The sequence below is a fragment of the Streptomyces abyssomicinicus genome (assembly GCF_008974245.1).
Classification (GTDB): domain Bacteria; phylum Actinomycetota; class Actinomycetes; order Streptomycetales; family Streptomycetaceae; genus Streptomyces; species Streptomyces abyssomicinicus.
This window is the reverse complement of the sequence record NZ_BBZI01000005.1, coordinates 358,105-373,462: the sequence shown is the minus strand read 5'-3', so window position 1 is coordinate 373,462 and position 15,358 is coordinate 358,105. Positions and strand designations below refer to the sequence as shown.

Here is a 15,358-nt window from a genome sequence, read left to right as displayed (position 1 = left end):
GGGGAAGGAACCCGGTATGGCATCCACACCGTCCGCACGCCCCTCCGCGCCCGCCCCACGCGCCCTGCCGCTCGCGGCGGCCCTGCTCACCGGGACCGTCGCGCTCTACATGACCCTCGTCGCGTTCGGGAACATCACCGACTTCGGCACCAACCAGGCGTTCGTCCGGCATGTGCTGGCCATGGACACGACGTTCAAGGACCCGGACCTGATGTGGCGGGCCGTCACCGGCGAGCGGCTCCAGGACGCCGCGTACGTCCTCGTCATCGTGTGGGAGAGCGTCGCGGCGCTCGTCCTGCTGTACGGGACGTGGCTCTGGTTCCGGCGCGAGCGGCCGCGGGCCCGGCGGATCAGCACGTACGGGCTGCTGATGGTGATGCTGCTGTTCGGCGCCGGGTTCATCGGGATCGGCGGTGAGTGGTTCGCGATGTGGCAGTCCGAGCAGTGGAACGGCCTGGACGCCGCGACGCGGATCTTCGTGATGAGCGGCGTCGTACTGATCGTGGACCACCTGCCGTTCGGGGCGGCGGCCGCCGAGGAGTAGCCACGCGGAAGCGGCGGCTGAAGCGGTGGCTGAAGCCGCGGCGGAAGCGGTCACGACGGCGGTCGCGGTGGCGGTCGCTCGCCCCGGAGACGGGCGGGTGCCGGTCGCGGTGCGATGATCGACCGCTGATCGACCACCGCCCCGCACCGGGCCCCGCCGAGGAGCACTTCATGCGCGCGCTGCCCGCACCCACCGGCCTCGACCCGTACGCCACCCTGGTCGTGCGCACCGGCCACCACGACGCGGCCGCCTGGCGGGCGGTGGTCGCCGAACTGCGGGCGACCGCGGACGCGCCGGGCGGGGAGCCCGCGGTGCTGCTGCTGGACGACCCGGTGTGGGCGGACGCCACCGTCGAGGAGGTCGTCGCGGCGCTGCGCGGCGACGAGGACCGCGGCGTGGTCTTCCTCGCCGACGCCGACACCCTGCGCGGCCCCTCGCACCCGTTGCTCGCGGCCACCCTGGTGACCAGGCAGGAGTGCGAGGACGACGAGGAGTACGCGGCGCACGTCGAGTTCGGCGCAGCGTTCCGGGTCACCCCGGCGATGTCGCACGACGTCCACGCGAACGTCGCCCTCGGCAACCTCGGCTTCGAGGAGTTCGCCGCCCGGGCGGCCGAGGCGGCCGACGGCGTCCTTCGGCCGTTCCTCCCCGTGGCACACCCGGGCCGGGGAGCCCGAACGCTCCCTTAAGGTGGTCGCGTGTCCACCGGTAATGACGTCGTCGCGCGCAACACGCGCCTGCTGAGGGAACAGCGCGGGCTCTCCATGGCCGAGCTGGCGAGGCAGGCGGGTCTCGCCAAGCAGACCCTCTCCACGGTGGAGCAGGGCACCGGCAACCCCACCGTCGACACCCTCTTCGCGATCGCCACCGCCCTGGAGGTGCCGGTGACGCGCCTGGTCAGCGTGCGCGAGGAAGTGACCATGGTGCAGCGCGGCGACGAGGCCCTGTGGTACGAGCGCTCGGGCTACGCGGTCCGGAGCCTGGACCACGTGTACGGCTCGGGCGTGATCGAGAACTTCCTGCTCCGCATCGGCCCGGCCGGCCCGCCGGACGAGCAGGGCGGTGAGGCGGGGCAGAGCGCCCCGCACCCGGCCGGGACCCTGGAGCACCTGTACGTGATCAGCGGCCGGGTCCGGGTCGGCCCGGTGGACAGCCCGGTGGAGCTCGGCGCCGGCGACTTCGTCCGCTACCCGGCGGACATACCGCACCGGTACGAGTCGCTGGACGGCGGCGAGGGCCTGGCCCACGTCGTCGTCAGCGTCCCGCGCGCCCTCCCCGGCACGGGAGCGGGCGGCTCCCGCTAGGCGACGGCCCGCGCCGGACCGCACCCGCGGCCCGGGGCCCGTCCTACGCGGCGGCCCGTCGGCGGCGGTCGGTGGCGAGGGTGCGGGCGGCGCGGTGGGCGACCTGGCGCAGGGCGGGCGTGAGGCGGCGTGCGTCGAAGCGCGAGGTGGCGGTGGCGACCGACAGCGCCGCGACCGGCCGGCCCGCCGTGCCGAGGACCGGTACGGCGACGCAGCTGAGCCCCGGCGTGGACTCCTCGTGGTCCTCGGCGACGCCGGCCGCGCGGATCCTCGCCAGGTGGGCGCGGAACGCCTGCGGGTCGGTGACCGAGTGCGGGGTCGCCCCGTGCAGCCCGGCCTCGATCACCGCCTCCGCGGCCTCGGGGTCGAAGGCGAGGAGCACCTTGCCCACCGCGGTCACCGACGCGGGCAGCCGGGAACCGATCCGGGACGGGCAGGGCGTGGGCCGGTGGCCGTGCAGCTTGTTCGCGTAGACCACCTCGGTGCCGTGCAGCACCGCGAGGTGCACCGTCTCGTGGGTGGCCTCGTACAGTTCCGCCAGGTGCGGCACCAGTCGCTCGCGCAGGCCGATCGAGGAGCCGTAGACGCCGCGGGTGCCGAGGTCGTAGAGCTGGGTGCCCAGGCGGTAGGCGCTGCCCACCTTCTCCACCACGGCGTTGCGTTCCAGGATGCCGAGCAGCCGGAAGGCGGTCGACTTGCTGAGCCCGGTGCGGCGGGCGAGCCCGCTGACACCGATGCACTCACCGGTCTCGGCGAGCGTCATCATCAGATGCAGTGCCTTGTCCACGGCGGTCTGCTGCCCGGCGGTCCCGGAGGCGGGTTCGTGCGGGGTGGGGGTGCCGTGGGACATCGGATGGCCTCCAGCGGTGGGCGTCATCGACCAACGACCACTCGAGTGGACGCTCGTCCAGCTTAGATGACGACCGGTGGCCTGTGAACGCGGGTCCGCGTCACACCCCGGGGCGCGGGAGCCTCAGGGGCGGACGACGACCTTGCCGTTCAGCCCGCCCGTGATCATCGCGCGGAAGCCGTCGTGGATCGCGGTGAGCGGCAGCACCCGGTCGATGCGCGGGCGCACGCCGGTGTTCTCCAGGAAGCGCAGCAGCCGGACGAACTCCTCGCGGGTGCCGCCGGTGGAACCGATCACCCGCTGCTGGAGGTAGAAGACCCGGTTGAGGTCGGCCGGCGGGTTGGCCCCGCTGGTGGCGCCCGCCACCACGAGGGTTCCGCCCGCCTTCAGCGCCTTCAGGGAGTGCGACCAGGTCGCCTCGCCCACCGTCTCGACCACGATGTCGGCCTTCTCGGGCAGCCGCGCCCCGGTCTCCAGGGCGGCGTGCGCACCGATCTCCAGCGCGGCCCGCCGCTTGGCCTCGGAGCGGGAGGTGGCGTACACCCGGGCCCCCGCGGCCCGGGCCAGCGCGATGGCCGCGGTGGCCACGCCGCCGCCGGCGCCCTGCACCAGCACGGTGTCCCCCGGGCGCAGCCCGGCCCGGGTGAACAGCATCCGGTAGGCGGTCAGCCAGGCCACCGGCAGGCAGGCGGCCTCCTCGAAGCTCAGCCCGGCCGGCTTGGGCACCAGGTTGCGGCGCGGCACCGCCAGCAGCGGCGCGAACGCCCCGTGGTGCCGCTCGGAGAGCAGGGCGCGGCCGGGGTCCAGGGTCTCGTCGCCGCCGCCCGCCGCCGGGTCGCCGATCACCGGGTGGACGACGACCTCGTTGCCGTCCTCGTCGAGTCCGGCGGCGTCGCAGCCGAGGATCATCGGCAGGCGGTCCGCCGGGTGGCCGACACCGCGCAGGGTCCACACGTCGTGGTGGTTGAGGGCGGCGGCCTTCACCCGGACCAGCGCCCAGCCCTCGGGCGCCTTCGGCTCCTCCACCTCCCGCAGCTCAAGCCCGCTCAGCGGGTCCTCGGCGTCCTGGCGTACGGCGACGGCGGCAAGCATGCGGTTCTCCTTCGGGCGGCGCGGCCCCCTGCGCGGGGCACGGCGCCGACCCTGGACCGCGCGCCGCCGCGGCCACCAGCGGTCGTGCCGGACGGTGGAACGCTCCCGGGCGGCCGGCCGTCCGTCGCGCGGACCGTCCGTTCCGCGATGCGGCACACCCGCTGGGCAGGCACCCGCCGCCGGGCGTCCACTGAGGCCACACGCGGCGGGGGACGCGGCGGACGGGACCCGCCGTGCCCCTGACCGCTCCCGTGGTCCTGGCCCGGCGGCATGCCGATGGGGAGGCGGACGCCCCGGGCCCGTACAACCTCTCAGCAGAAGGGATCCGCCATGCGACTGAGCGGACTCGGTTACTTCGGACTGCGCACGGCGAAGGTCGAGGAATGGCGCGCCTTCGCCGAGGACGTCCTCGGGATGGGTGTCACGGACACCGCCGACGGCATCCGGCTGCGCAACGACGACCGCGCCTGGCGTATCGCCCTGCACCGGGCCGACGGCGAGGAGTTCGGTTACGCGGGCTGGGAGGTCCCCGGCCCCGCCGACCTCGCCGAGGCCCGTGCGGAGCTGAAGGCCGTCGGCGTCGCCTTCGAGGAGGCCACGGCCGAGCTGCTCGCCGAGCGCGACGTCATCGACCTGATCCACTTCGAGGACCCCAACGGTGTCCGCGTGGAGCTCTTCCACGGCGCCAAGCTGGAGATCGCCCACTTCGTCTCGCCCACCGGCGTCCGCTTCGTCACCGGCGAGCAGGGCCTCGGCCACATCGTCTTCAACGTCGACGACTACGCGAAGACCTACGCCTTCTACACCGGGCTGATGGGCTTCCGGCCCAGCGACTTCTGCGACCTGGGCCGCAAGCGGATCGCCTTCCTGCACTGCAACCCGCGCCACCACTCCCTCGCCTTCGCCGGTCTGGTGATCGACCCGGAACGCCCGCTGCGCAAGGACATCGATCCCGGCGAGCTGTTCCACTTCATGCTCGAGGTCGAGGACCTGGACACCGTCGGCCGCTCCTACGAGGCCGCCCGCGCCAAGGACTGCGTGGCGCTGACCCTGGGCCGCCACGCCAACGACCGGATGGTGTCGTACTACGCCCGCACCCCCTCGGGTTTCGAGGTCGAGTACGGCACGGGCGCCATCACCGTCTCCGACCCGTGGCCCGCCGTCCGCGCCGCCGGCACCAGCCTCTGGGGCCACCACCGCACCGAGAAGCAGGAAGGGAAGAACGCGTGAGCCTGCTGCCCCGCGACCCCGCGCCCGCTGCCGACGTCAGCGAGTACTTCGACCTCGACCGCGGCCTGCTCGACCGGGAGATCTTCTCCGACAACGGCCTCTACCGGCAGGAACTGCGCCGTGTCTTCGCCCCGAGCTGGCTCTTCCTCGCGCACGAGAGCCAGTTCAGGAAGCCGGGCGACTTCTTCACCACGTACATGGGTGAGGACCCGGTCCTGGTGACCATGGGCAAGGACCGCAGGATCCGCGCCTTCCTCAACGTGTGCCGCCACCGCGGCATGCGGGTCTGCCGCGCCGACGCCGGTTCCGCCAAGGCGTTCACCTGTAGCTACCACGGCTGGGCGTACGACACCTCGGGCAACCTGGTCAACGTCCCCAACGGCGACGACTACCCGGACGATTTCGCGAACCGCGACTGGGGCCTCGCCGAGGTCGCCCAGCTGGACACCTACAAGGGCCTGGTCTTCGCCACCTGGAACCCCGAGGCGCCCCCGCTGGCCGAGGCGCTCGGCGGGATGACCTGGTACATGGACGCCATGCTCGACCGGGACCCGGAGGGCACCGAGGTCGTCGGCGGCGTCCACAAGTGGGTCCTGGAGGGCAACTGGAAGCTCGCCGCCGAGCAGTTCGCCTCCGACTGGTACCACGTCAACATCTCGCACGCCTCCGCCCTGATGGTCATGTCGCCCACCGGCAAGGGCCCCAAGCAGGAGATCGTGCAGACCCCGGGCCGCCAGTACACGGACGCGAACGGGCACGGCGCCGGCTTCCCGACGCACCCCAAGTCCCGCTTCGACGACCGGATCGTGCACCGGCACTACGACTACGACCAGCTGCGGGAGCGGCTCGGCAAGGAGCGCGTGGAGGGTCCGATGACCACGGGCCACGCCACCGTCTTCCCGAACTTCTCCTACCTCCCGGTCAACGGCTCGATCCGGGTCTGGCACCCCAAGGGCCCGGACCGGATGGAGGTCTGGGCCTGGACCCTCGTCGACAAATCGATGCCCGACGAGGTCAAGAACGCGCAGCGCCTGTACAACCTGCGCACCTTCGGGCCGACCGGCATCTTCGAGCAGGACGACGGCGAGAACTGGTCCGAGGTCCAGGCCACCGCGCACGGCTTCGTCTCCGGCGGCCTGACCCTCAACTACCAGATGGGGCTCGGCATGGAGACCGAGGACGGTGTCCACCCCGGCACCACGAGCCGTCTCTACTCCGACGGCGCCGCCCGCGGCTTCTACACCCGCTGGCGCGACCTGATGAACACCCCCGCGTGGCACGAGAAGCCGCGCGCCGAGCAGCGCAGCACCCAGGAGCGGTCATGACCACCACCGAGACCGGCATCAAGGTCGCCGACGCCGGCGGGATCGAGGACGGCGAGGCCCTGGTCGTCGACCGGGACACCACCGGCCACGACGACGACATCGCCGTCTTCCACAGCGACGGCGCCTACTACGCCCTCGACGACACCTGCTCCCACGGCTCGGCCTCACTGGCCGACGGGTGGATCGAGGACGGCGAGGTGGAGTGCCCGCTGCACAGCGCGCGGTTCTGCCTGAGGACGGGCGAGCCGCAGTGCATGCCGGCCACCCTCGCCGCCCGCCGCCACAAGGTGGAGGAGCGCGACGGCGCGCTCTACCTGTTCCCGGGTCAGGAGCCGGCCGCATGAGCACCGTGGACCGCGTCCTGATCGTCGGCGGCGGCCTCGCCGCCGTCTCCCTCGCCGACGCGCTGCGCTCCGGCGGGCACACCGGCGACATCGTGATCCTCTCCGCCGAGGACCACCTGCCCTACGACCGTCCGCCGCTGTCCAAGGACGTCCTGCTCGGCAGGAGCGGCCTGGAGGACATCCGGCTGCGCCCCGACGAGTGGTACGAGCGGGTCGACTTCCGGACGGACGCCCGGGTCGCCTCGCTCGACCCCGACGCCGGCCGGGTGACCCTCGCCGACGGCTCCGAGGTCACCGGCGACCGGATCGTGCTCGCCACCGGCGGGGTGCCCCGCACGCCGGGCGGCGACCCGGCCGTGCACGTGCTGCGCGTCTGGGAGGACGCCGAGCGGCTGCGGCCCAGGCTGGTCCCCGGCGCCCGCGTCGCCGTGGTCGGCGCCGGTCTGATCGGCGCCGAGTCGGCCGCCGTGGCCGCCGCCCTCGGCTGCGAGGTCACGCTCATCGACCCGACCGAGATACCGCTGCTGCCCGTGGTGGGCCCGGAGATCGCGACCGTGCTCCACGCCCGGCACGCCGAGGCCGGCATCCGCTGCCTGAACGGCGGCGTCGAGTCCATCGAGCGGGACGGCGAGTTCCTGCGGGTCGCGGTGACCGGCCTGGACGAGCCGGTCACCGCCGACACCGTGATCGCCGGCATCGGCATCGTCCCCGACACCGCCCTCGCCGAGGCCGCCGGTCTCACGGTGGACAACGGCGTCGTGGTCGACGCGGGGTACCGGACCTCGCACCCCTCGGTGTACGCGATCGGCGACGTCGCCCGCCGCGCCGACGAGCCCCGCCGCCACGAGCACTGGGACCACGCCCGCACCTCCGCGGAGAGGGCCGCCGCCACGCTGCTCGGCCAGGACGCGCCCGCCCAGAAGGCCGGCTGGTTCTGGTCCGACCGGCACGGTTCCCGTCTGGAGGGCGTCGGCACCATGGCGGACGCCGAGACCCGGATCGTCCGCGGCGACGCGGCCGACGGCGCGTTCACCGTGTTCGGTGTCGCCCAGGGCCGCCTGGTCGCCGCCGCGGCGATCGACCGGCCCCGCGACATCCAGGCCGCCCGCCGCCTGGTCGGACGTGAACTGCCGGTCGACGCCGCCGCTCTCGCCGACCCCGCCACCGACCTGCGCAAGCTCCTGCGCGCCCGACCCGTCCGGGAGGAACGATGACCGCCCCCGAGACCGAACCCTCCGCCGAACCCTCCGGCGAGTACGCCGCCGAGCCCCTTGCCGGGCCCTCCGCCGGGGCGGCCGTCTCCGTGGAGGACATGCTGCTCCACTTCGAGGTGCGGCAGCTCTACACCCTCGAGGCGAACCTGCTCGACGAGCACCGCTACGCCGACTGGCTGGAGCTGCTCACCGACGACCTGCACTACTGGGCCCCGGTGCGCACCAACCGCCTGCGCCGTCAGCAGTCCCTGGCGAACGGCGGCCCGGGCGAGGTGGCGATCTTCGACGAGACCAAGGCCAGCCTTCAGTGGCGGATCCGCCGCTTCGACTCCGGCATGGCCTGGGCCGAGGACCCGCCGTCGCGCACCCGTCACCTGGTCACCAACATCGCGGTACGCCCCGACGGGAACGACGGCGAGTACGTCGCCGAGTCCGCGTTCCTCTGCTACCGCAACCGCCTCGAGCGCGAGGTCGACCTCTACGCAGGCGGCCGCACCGACCTGCTCCGCCGTGACGAGCGGGGCCGGCTGAGGATCGCCCGCCGCCACATCCTCCTCGAGCAGAACGTCCTGCTCGCGAAGAACATCAGCACCTTCCTCTGAGCCGCGGGAGCAGCCATGACCGACGTTCCGCTGACCCACCACACCGTCGAGACGACCCTCGGCGCCGTCTCCGTCTCCGAGGCCGGCCAGGGCCCCGTCCTGGTGATGCTGCACGGCGGCGGCCCGGGCGCCTCCGCCGTCGCCAACTACCACCAGAACCTGGCCGGGCTGACCCGGCACTTCCGGGTCGTCCTGCCCGACCAGCCCGGCTTCGGCGGCAGCTACCGGCCCACCCAGGAGGACCTGGACGCCCGCTCGATCACCGAGATCACCGTCGACGCCCTGCTGCAGACCCTCGACGCGCTGGGTGTCGACCGGTTCTTCCTGCTCGGCAACAGCCTCGGCGGCGCGGCCGCGCTCTCCCTGGCGATGACCGCGCCGCAGCGGGTCGAGAAGCTGGTCCTGATGGCGCCCGGCGGCGGCTGGCTGCCGTTCGGCCCGGCGCCCACCGAGGGCCAGAAGGCGATGTTCCGCTACTACAACGGCGAAGGCCCGACGGTGAGGAAGATGCGGGACTTCATCCGCGTCATGACCGCCGAGCCCAAGAAGTGGGAGGACACCGTCCAGGCCCGCTACGAGGCCTCCCTGGACGAGTCGCACATCGACTTCTACCACCGCTACAACGCCGCCTTCGCCAAGCGGCACGGCATGGACCCGCTCTGGCGCGACCTCCACAGGGTGAAGTGCCCGACCCTGCTGCTGTGGGGCCGTGACGACCGGACCATCACCCTGGACGGCGCCCAGCTGATGCTGCACCGCATCCGCGACGTCCAGCTCCACGTCTTCGGCAACTGCGGCCACTGGGTGCAGCTGGAGCGGCAGTCCGAGTTCGAGCGCCACGTCACCGACTTCCTCGGCGGCCGGGCGTGAGCGCGGTGACGCCGCGCACCGACGGCTGGCTGCGGGGCGACACCGCGCTGATCACCGGCGGCGCCTCCGGCCTCGGCCGCGCCGTCGCCCTGCGCTACCTCGCGGAGGGCGCGAACGTCGTCCTGCTCGACCGGGACGCCGACCGGCTGAAGGAGGTCGAGGAGGCCGCGGGCCCGGTGTACGCGGACCGGATCCTCACCACCACCGGCGACGTCCGCTCCCCGGACGACCTGCACGCGGCCGTCGCCGCCGCGGTGGACCGCTTCGGCAAGCTCGACGTCCTGGTGCCCAACGCCGGCATCTGGGACTACCACCGCAGCGTCACCCGGCTCGACGGCCACGCCCTCGCCACCGCCTTCGACGAGATCTTCGGGGTCAACGTCAAGGGATACCTGCTGGCCGTGGAGGCGGCCTGGCGGGAGCTGGTGAAGTCCCGCGGCGCGATCGTGATGACGCTGTCCAACTCCTCCTTCCACACCAACGGCGGCGGCCCGCTGTACACCGCCAGCAAGCACGCCTGCCTCGGCCTGGTCCGCGAGTTCGCCTACGAGCTCGCCCCCCGGGTCCGGGTCAACGGCGTCGCCTGCGGCGGCATGCGCACCCAGCTGCGCGGCCCGGAGAGCCTCGGGCTGGAGGACCGTTCGCTGGAGGCGTCCTTCGCCCGGCGCGACGAGGCCCGCGCCCGGGGCGAGGACCTGCCGATGATCCCGCTGTACGAGTCCAGCGTGGAGCCGGAGGACTTCACCGGTTCCTACGTCCTGCTCGCCTCCCGCCGCGACGCCGGGAACATCACCGGAGCGGTCCTCCCGGTCGACGGCGGCATCGCCGTCCGCGGCTTCGGCCACCCGGCGGGCGGCGCCGGACTCTGACGCCGCCGTTCCCCTCGGCCCGGCCGGCCCCCGCCCGCCGTCCCCTCACGCACACGCCACGCCATGAGCACCGAAGGAGCCGTCCATGGCACAGGTCGACATCAGCCCGGCCACCGCGCTGTACCGCCGCGCGCGCTACGCCCCCGCCGGCATCGCCCTCGTCGACGAGGAGCAGGAGATCACCGCGGCCGCGCTGGCCGACTCGGTACGGCGCCTGGCCCGAGGGCTGGCGGAGGGCGGGGTGCGGCGCGGTGACCGCGTCGCCTATCTCGGTTTGAACAGCGCCGACTTCTTCCGGACGATGCTCGCCGCGCACCACCTGGGCGCGGTGTACGTCCCGCTCAACTTCCGTCTCGCCGCGGACGAGATCCGGCACATCCTCACCGACTGCGGCGCCCACACCCTGGTCGCCGAGGAGGGCCACCGCGAGATCGCCGAGTCCGTCCTCGGCGAGACCCCGGTGCGCCTCCGGGTCCTGGCGGGCGCCGGCCCCGCGGAGGGCGGGGCCGCCTCCTGGCGTGCCCTGGCCGGCCTGGCCGCCGGGGAGGGCTCCGACCGGGACCCGCAGCCGTGCGGCGAGGACGACCTCGCGGTCCTGATGTACACCTCCGGCACCACCGGACGCCCCAAGGGCGTGATGCTCACCCACGGCAACGTGTGGTGGAACGCGGTGAACGTGGACGGCATGGTGGACACCCGCCCGCACGACGTGAACCTGGCGGTGGCCCCGCTGTTCCACATCGGCGGCCTCAACGCGCTCACCCTGCGCGCCCTGCTGCGCGGCGGCACGGTCGTGGTGCGCCGCCGTTTCGACGCCGGGCGCACCCTGCGGGACATCGCCCGGTACCGCGTCGACTCGCTGTTCGCGGTGCCCGCCATGTTCGCCGACCTGTCCCAGCACCCCGACTTCGCCGCGGCGGACCTGGGCTCGCTGCGGGCGTGCATCGTGGCCGGGGCCGCCGTGCCTCCGCAGCTCATCCGCACCTGGGCGAACGCCCACGGCGTGATGCTCCAGCAGGCGTGGGGCATGACGGAGACGGCGCCCTTCGCCACCTACCTCCCCGCCGAGCACACCCTGGGCAGGACCGGTTCGGCCGGGATCCCGATGCCGTTCACCGACGTCTGCCTGAAGAACCCGGCCACCGGCGAGAGTGTCGACAAGCCGATGGAGCGCGGCGAGATCTGCGTCCGCGGCGCCAACGTGACCCGCGGCTACTGGGACAACCCGGCCGCGACCGCGGCCTCATTCGACTCCGCGGGCTGGTTCCACTCCGGCGACATCGGCTATCTCGACGAGGACGGCTACCTGTACGTGGTGGACCGCCTCAAGGAGATGATCATCTCCGGCGGGGAGAACGTGTACCCGGCCGAACTCGAGCGCGTGCTGGCCGAGTTCCCCGGTGTGACGGAGGCTGCCGTGGTGGGCGTGCCCGACGCCAGGTGGGGCGAGACCGTGGTCGCCGTGATCACCTGCGTCACGGGCACCCCGGCGCCGACCGTGGAGGAGGTCCGTGAGTTCGCCGGCCGGTACCTCGCCCGCTACAAGCTGCCCACCCGCGTCATCGTCGTCGACGAACTCCCGCGCAACGCCAGCGGCAAGCTCGCCAAGGCGCCGCTGCGGTCCCTGGCCGCCGACGACTGAGAGGAGCCACCGTGCACCACGCCGACGTCCCCCCGCCGCCGGTCCCCGCCGCCGAGGGCTGGACGCTACGGCCCGACGGGCCCGGCGTCTGGACCGCCACCCGCTCCGACGGGTCGGGCGAGCCGTCCGTGCGCGTCGAGCTGGCCCGCGTCCTGGGCCTCCCGCTGCGCCACGCCTACCCGGTGGGCGCCCGGGACCTCGCCGTCCGGACCGACGGCGACCGGGCGACGTGCGCGGCCCTGCTGCCCCCGCTCACCGCCGCCCTGTTCGCGGGCGATCCCGACTGCCGTCGCGTCCTGGCCGCTCCCGCCCTGGAGGACGCCGACGCGGTCGCCCGCTACCGGGACGGCGGTTTCCGCCTCGTCGCCGAGGCGGACCTGCCCGGCGGCCCGGTCGCCCTGATGGTGGCCGAGCCGCCGGACGTCGCGGGCATCCCCACCGCCCTGGACGACATGCCGCACTGACCGTCCCCCGGCGGGCCGGGGCCGTCCTTCAGGCGATGCCGAGGTGGTGCCTGAGGGTCGGCCCCTCGTAGTCGTGCCGGAAGAGGCCCGCGCGGCGCAGCTCCTCGGTCACGCCCCGGGTCAGCAGCTCCAGGCCCTCGGGCACGTGGCTGTGCGACAGGACGAAGCCGTCCGCGGCCCTGGCCCGGAAGAGCGCGGCCAGATCGCCGGCCACCTTCTCCGGTGTGCCGGTGAAGCCGAGGTGCAGGCTGTTCTGCCGGTGCCTGACCGCCAGCTGCCGGAGCGTGCCGCGGTGGTGGGTGCGCAGCCAGGAGGCGCCCCGCTGGTGGCGCTCGTCACCGAGCGCCTCGGCCTCCTCCAGCAGCGTGACGGGTATCGGCTCGTCCAGGGGCAGTTCGGCCAGCCGCAGGTGCGGACTCACCACCGTCTGGAGGTAGTCCACCGCCTTGCCGATGTCGATGCCGTCGACCCATTCCCTCTCCAGCGCCCGCGCGTCGGCCTCGGTGGCCCCGAGGACGACATGGGTGCCCAGCAGGATCTTCAGGCTCTCCGGGTCCCGCCCCTTGCGCCGGGCCCGGTCCTTCATGTCGGCGTAGAACGCCTGGGCGCCGCCGATGTCGTCGGCGGCGGCGAAGATCACGTCCGCGTGGGTGGCCGCGAAGTCCCGGCCCTCCTCGGAGCGTCCGGCCTGCACCAGCACCGGCCTGCCCTGGGGCGGGCGGTGGATGTTCAACGGCCCCTCGACCTGGAAGTGTTCACCGCGGTGGCGGATCGGGCGGATCCGCGTCTCGTCGGCGAAGACGCCCGTCTCGCGGTCGAGGACCAGCGCGTCGGGCTGCCAGCTCTCCCAGAGCCCGACGGCGACCTCCACGAACTCCCGTGCGCGGGCGTACCGTTCGGCCTTGGGCGGCAGCGGCTGGTCGCCGTAGTTCTCCTCGCCGACCGTGGACGTGACCATGTTCCACCCCGCCCGGCCACCGCTGAGGTGGTCCAGGCTCGCGAACTGGCGGGCCAGGGTGTACGGGGCGTTGAAGGTGGTCGACGCCGTGCCGATGAGGCCGATGTGTTCGGTGCGGGCCGCCAGCGCCGACAGGACGACCATCGGTTCCAGGTGGTGCGGCGGGCCGCTGACCCGCACCCGTGAGGGGTCGAGCCGCATGTTGTCGGCGCGGAACAGCGTGTCGAACTTCGCGTCCTCGGCGGCCCGGGCGACATCGGACAGCAGGGACAGCGAGAACGCCTCCTCGACGCGGCTGTCCTTGCGCCGCCAGAGCTGGCCGGCGGGCCGCCCGACAGACAGCGCGAGATGGACGCGGCGTGGTCGTTCCGCGGCCATCAGCGAGAACCGTCGGGCACTGCCGCATCGACGACCGGAAGGGCCTCGGCGTGCCAGCGCCGGAATCCACCCCTGACGTGGGTGACATTTCGGTAGCCGTACTCGTTCAGTTTGTCCACGATGGGATCGGAGCCGAATTCGGAATTGCAGAAGACCACGATCTCCCCGCCGTCCGGCAGTTCGGAGAGCTGCTCGACCAGCTGCGCGGAATCGGGGGCGAGCAATTCGTCCGCGCGCGCCTTGTCGACCTTGACGGCGCCTTCGATGTCGCCCTGCGGGGCGTCCGGCCGGTTCCGGCGCACGTCGATGAAGAGGGCTCCTTCCTGGCGCTTCCTCTCGGCCACGTCGGGCTCGATCAACTGGTCCGTGTGGTGGACGACGCGGGTCTGCGGCTCGGCCATGTCCGTGTTTCTCCTCTACGTGAAAATGATCGGGGGGCGATGATCCGGCGGAACGGGCACCCCGTAATTTTCCTTACAATTGACAGGACACCCGTCCGCCGTTTGCAACGCTATTTCTTCGGTCCCGCCGGACACAACCCCGAATCGATTCCTGAAAGCCGAATCAAAAGATTCATGACCGGGAAATGATTCACGAACGGCGGGCCGTACGGAATTCCGTTCAGAAACCGACCGGCAGACGCGGCGTGTACGGGGCCTCGAGACGCGCGGTCTCGTCCGCGTCGAGCTTGACGTCGATCGCCCCGAGGAGCTCCTCGAGCTGCTCGACCCTGCTCACCCCGACGATCGGAGCGCTGACCGCCGGCTTGTGCAGGTTCCACGCCAGCGCCACCTGCGCCCGGGTGAGGCCCCGCTCGGCCGCGACCGCGCCCACCTCCTCCACGACGGCGCGGTCCGACTCCTGCGCCTGGTTGTAGAAGGTGGCGCCCGGACCGTCCGTCTCGAGCCGGTGCGTGACCGTGCCCCACTCGCGGGCCAGCCGGCCACGGGCCAGCGGGCTCCACGGGATCACACCGATGCCTTCCTCCTGGCAGAACGGGTGCATCTCCCGCTCCTCCTCCCGCATCAGCAGGCTGTACTGGTCCTGCATCGACACGAAGCGGGTCCAGCCGTGCAGGTCCGCCGTGTACTGCGCGCGGACGAACTCACGGGCGTGCATGGAGGAGGCCCCGATGTAGCGGACCTTGCCGGAGCGGACCAGGTCGTCGAGGGTCTGGAGGGTCTCCTCCACCGGCACCGAACGGTCCAGGCGGTGGATCTGGTAGAGGTCGATGTAGTCGGTGCCCAGGCGGCGCAGGCTCGCGTCGACCTGGCTCAGGATGGCGCCGCGCGACAGCCCGCCGCCCTTGGTCCCCGGACCCATGCGGCCGTTCACCTTGGTCGCGATCACCACCTCCTCACGCACCCCGAACTCCCGCACGAGGGCGCCGAGGATCTCCTCGCTCGTCCCGTCGGAGTAGACGTTCGCCGTGTCGAAGCAGGTGATGCCGGCGTCCAGCGCCGCGCGGACGACCGGGCGCGCCTCGTCGATGCCGATGGACCACGGGTGCGGGCCGCGGTTCGGCTCGCCGAAGCTCATACAGCCGATGATCAGCCGCGAGGTGGTGAGGCCGGACTTGCCCAGGCGTGTGTATTCCATGCGATGCGTCCTTCTCCTTCTTGTCTGTTCTCTTCCGTGGCCGGGTCCGGCGCGCGGCCGGCCCGGCCGATGT

General features: G+C 72.9%; 17 protein-coding genes. 12 read left to right on the top strand and 5 right to left on the bottom strand.

Annotated elements, in window-relative coordinates:
• Window positions 1-16: 16 nt before the first annotated feature.
• The 3 genes from GBN72_RS01555 to GBN72_RS01545 all read left to right on the top strand — a co-directional run bounded on the left by GBN72_RS01555 (window position 17) and on the right by GBN72_RS01545 (window position 1,848).
• The gene (locus GBN72_RS01555) at window positions 17-544 is read left to right on the top strand and encodes a DUF2165 domain-containing protein (protein WP_151769793.1); all 528 of its coding nucleotides are present in this window, start codon (window positions 17-19) and stop codon (window positions 542-544) included.
• A gap of 170 nt (window positions 545-714) precedes the next feature.
• The gene (locus GBN72_RS33930; protein WP_164540310.1) at window positions 715-1,233 is read left to right on the top strand and encodes a DUF6924 domain-containing protein; all 519 of its coding nucleotides are present in this window, start codon (window positions 715-717) and stop codon (window positions 1,231-1,233) included.
• Between the two features lie 9 nt (window positions 1,234-1,242).
• Window positions 1,243-1,848, top strand: a complete 606-nt coding sequence (locus GBN72_RS01545; protein ID WP_151769792.1) for a helix-turn-helix domain-containing protein — start codon at window positions 1,243-1,245, stop codon at window positions 1,846-1,848.
• A gap of 43 nt (window positions 1,849-1,891) precedes the next feature.
• On the opposite strand, the gene GBN72_RS01540 is transcribed toward GBN72_RS01545, so the two are convergent.
• Both GBN72_RS01540 and GBN72_RS01535 read right to left on the bottom strand, forming a co-directional pair.
• The gene (locus GBN72_RS01540) at window positions 1,892-2,698 is read right to left on the bottom strand and encodes an IclR family transcriptional regulator (RefSeq protein WP_151769791.1); all 807 of its coding nucleotides are present in this window, start codon (window positions 2,696-2,698) and stop codon (window positions 1,892-1,894) included.
• A 123-nt stretch (window positions 2,699-2,821) separates the two neighbouring features.
• Window positions 2,822-3,790 carry a zinc-binding dehydrogenase gene (locus tag GBN72_RS01535; protein WP_151769790.1) on the bottom strand — a complete coding sequence of 323 codons (969 nt, stop codon included), beginning with the start codon at window positions 3,788-3,790 and terminating at the stop codon, window positions 2,822-2,824.
• A 330-nt stretch (window positions 3,791-4,120) separates the two neighbouring features.
• On the opposite strand from GBN72_RS01535, the gene GBN72_RS01530 reads away from it, so the two are divergent.
• The 9 genes from GBN72_RS01530 (at window position 4,121) to GBN72_RS01490 (ending at window position 12,350) form a co-directional block, all read left to right on the top strand.
• Window positions 4,121-5,020 (top strand): VOC family protein, encoded by a 900-nt coding sequence (locus tag GBN72_RS01530; RefSeq protein ID WP_151769789.1) that lies wholly within the window; start codon window positions 4,121-4,123, stop codon window positions 5,018-5,020.
• On the top strand, window positions 5,017-6,345 hold the full coding sequence (locus GBN72_RS01525; RefSeq protein ID WP_151769788.1) for an aromatic ring-hydroxylating dioxygenase subunit alpha: 1,329 nt from the start codon (window positions 5,017-5,019) through the stop codon (window positions 6,343-6,345). The genes GBN72_RS01530 and GBN72_RS01525 overlap by 4 nt, the downstream gene beginning before the upstream one ends.
• Complete coding sequence (locus GBN72_RS01520; RefSeq protein ID WP_151769787.1) at window positions 6,342-6,689, top strand: non-heme iron oxygenase ferredoxin subunit; 348 nt, start codon at window positions 6,342-6,344, stop codon at window positions 6,687-6,689. Before GBN72_RS01525 ends, GBN72_RS01520 begins: the two co-directional genes overlap by 4 nt.
• Window positions 6,686-7,903, top strand: coding sequence for an NAD(P)/FAD-dependent oxidoreductase (locus GBN72_RS01515; protein ID WP_151769786.1), 1,218 nt, complete (start codon window positions 6,686-6,688; stop codon window positions 7,901-7,903). The genes GBN72_RS01520 and GBN72_RS01515 overlap by 4 nt, the downstream gene beginning before the upstream one ends.
• Complete coding sequence (locus tag GBN72_RS01510) at window positions 7,900-8,505, top strand: aromatic-ring-hydroxylating dioxygenase subunit beta (protein WP_218042006.1); 606 nt, start codon at window positions 7,900-7,902, stop codon at window positions 8,503-8,505. The genes GBN72_RS01515 and GBN72_RS01510 overlap by 4 nt, the downstream gene beginning before the upstream one ends.
• A 15-nt stretch (window positions 8,506-8,520) precedes the next feature.
• Window positions 8,521-9,375: an alpha/beta fold hydrolase gene (locus GBN72_RS01505; RefSeq protein ID WP_151769785.1), complete on the top strand. Its 855-nt coding sequence runs from the start codon at window positions 8,521-8,523 to the stop codon at window positions 9,373-9,375.
• The gene (locus GBN72_RS01500) at window positions 9,372-10,244 is read left to right on the top strand and encodes an SDR family NAD(P)-dependent oxidoreductase (protein WP_246212200.1); all 873 of its coding nucleotides are present in this window, start codon (window positions 9,372-9,374) and stop codon (window positions 10,242-10,244) included. Before GBN72_RS01505 ends, GBN72_RS01500 begins: the two co-directional genes overlap by 4 nt.
• Window positions 10,245-10,329: 85 nt before the next feature.
• A complete protein-coding gene (locus tag GBN72_RS01495; RefSeq protein WP_151769784.1) occupies window positions 10,330-11,886 on the top strand; it encodes an acyl-CoA synthetase in 1,557 nt (518 codons plus the stop codon).
• 11 nt (window positions 11,887-11,897) lie between these two features.
• On the top strand, window positions 11,898-12,350 hold the full coding sequence (locus GBN72_RS01490) for a hypothetical protein (protein ID WP_151769783.1): 453 nt from the start codon (window positions 11,898-11,900) through the stop codon (window positions 12,348-12,350).
• Window positions 12,351-12,378: 28 nt separating this feature from the next.
• Here the strand turns inward: GBN72_RS01490 and GBN72_RS01485 are convergent, their stop codons facing one another.
• The 3 genes from GBN72_RS01485 to GBN72_RS01475 all read right to left on the bottom strand — a co-directional run bounded on the left by GBN72_RS01485 (window position 12,379) and on the right by GBN72_RS01475 (window position 15,285).
• Window positions 12,379-13,686, bottom strand: coding sequence for an NtaA/DmoA family FMN-dependent monooxygenase (locus GBN72_RS01485; protein WP_151769782.1), 1,308 nt, complete (start codon window positions 13,684-13,686; stop codon window positions 12,379-12,381).
• Window positions 13,686-14,087: a rhodanese-like domain-containing protein gene (locus GBN72_RS01480; protein ID WP_151769781.1), complete on the bottom strand. Its 402-nt coding sequence runs from the start codon at window positions 14,085-14,087 to the stop codon at window positions 13,686-13,688. Before GBN72_RS01480 ends, GBN72_RS01485 begins: the two co-directional genes overlap by 1 nt.
• A gap of 220 nt (window positions 14,088-14,307) precedes the next feature.
• Window positions 14,308-15,285, bottom strand: coding sequence for an aldo/keto reductase (locus GBN72_RS01475; protein WP_151769780.1), 978 nt, complete (start codon window positions 15,283-15,285; stop codon window positions 14,308-14,310).
• Window positions 15,286-15,358 lie beyond the last annotated feature (73 nt).

Coding starts and splice junctions, on each gene's coding strand:
- GBN72_RS01555 (WP_151769793.1), top strand. CDS start 17: ATGGCATCCACACCGTCCGCACGCCCCTCCGCGCCCGCCCCACGCGCC.
- GBN72_RS33930 (WP_164540310.1), top strand. CDS start 715: ATGCGCGCGCTGCCCGCACCCACCGGCCTCGACCCGTACGCCACCCTG.
- GBN72_RS01540 (WP_151769791.1), bottom strand. CDS start 2,698: ATGTCCCACGGCACCCCCACCCCGCACGAACCCGCCTCCGGGACCGCC.
- GBN72_RS01535 (WP_151769790.1), bottom strand. CDS start 3,790: ATGCTTGCCGCCGTCGCCGTACGCCAGGACGCCGAGGACCCGCTGAGC.
- GBN72_RS01530 (WP_151769789.1), top strand. CDS start 4,121: ATGCGACTGAGCGGACTCGGTTACTTCGGACTGCGCACGGCGAAGGTC.
- GBN72_RS01520 (WP_151769787.1), top strand. CDS start 6,342: ATGACCACCACCGAGACCGGCATCAAGGTCGCCGACGCCGGCGGGATC.
- GBN72_RS01515 (WP_151769786.1), top strand. CDS start 6,686: ATGAGCACCGTGGACCGCGTCCTGATCGTCGGCGGCGGCCTCGCCGCC.
- GBN72_RS01510 (WP_218042006.1), top strand. CDS start 7,900: ATGACCGCCCCCGAGACCGAACCCTCCGCCGAACCCTCCGGCGAGTAC.
- GBN72_RS01505 (WP_151769785.1), top strand. CDS start 8,521: ATGACCGACGTTCCGCTGACCCACCACACCGTCGAGACGACCCTCGGC.
- GBN72_RS01495 (WP_151769784.1), top strand. CDS start 10,330: ATGGCACAGGTCGACATCAGCCCGGCCACCGCGCTGTACCGCCGCGCG.
- GBN72_RS01485 (WP_151769782.1), bottom strand. CDS start 13,686: ATGGCCGCGGAACGACCACGCCGCGTCCATCTCGCGCTGTCTGTCGGG.
- GBN72_RS01480 (WP_151769781.1), bottom strand. CDS start 14,087: ATGGCCGAGCCGCAGACCCGCGTCGTCCACCACACGGACCAGTTGATC.
- GBN72_RS01475 (WP_151769780.1), bottom strand. CDS start 15,285: ATGGAATACACACGCCTGGGCAAGTCCGGCCTCACCACCTCGCGGCTG.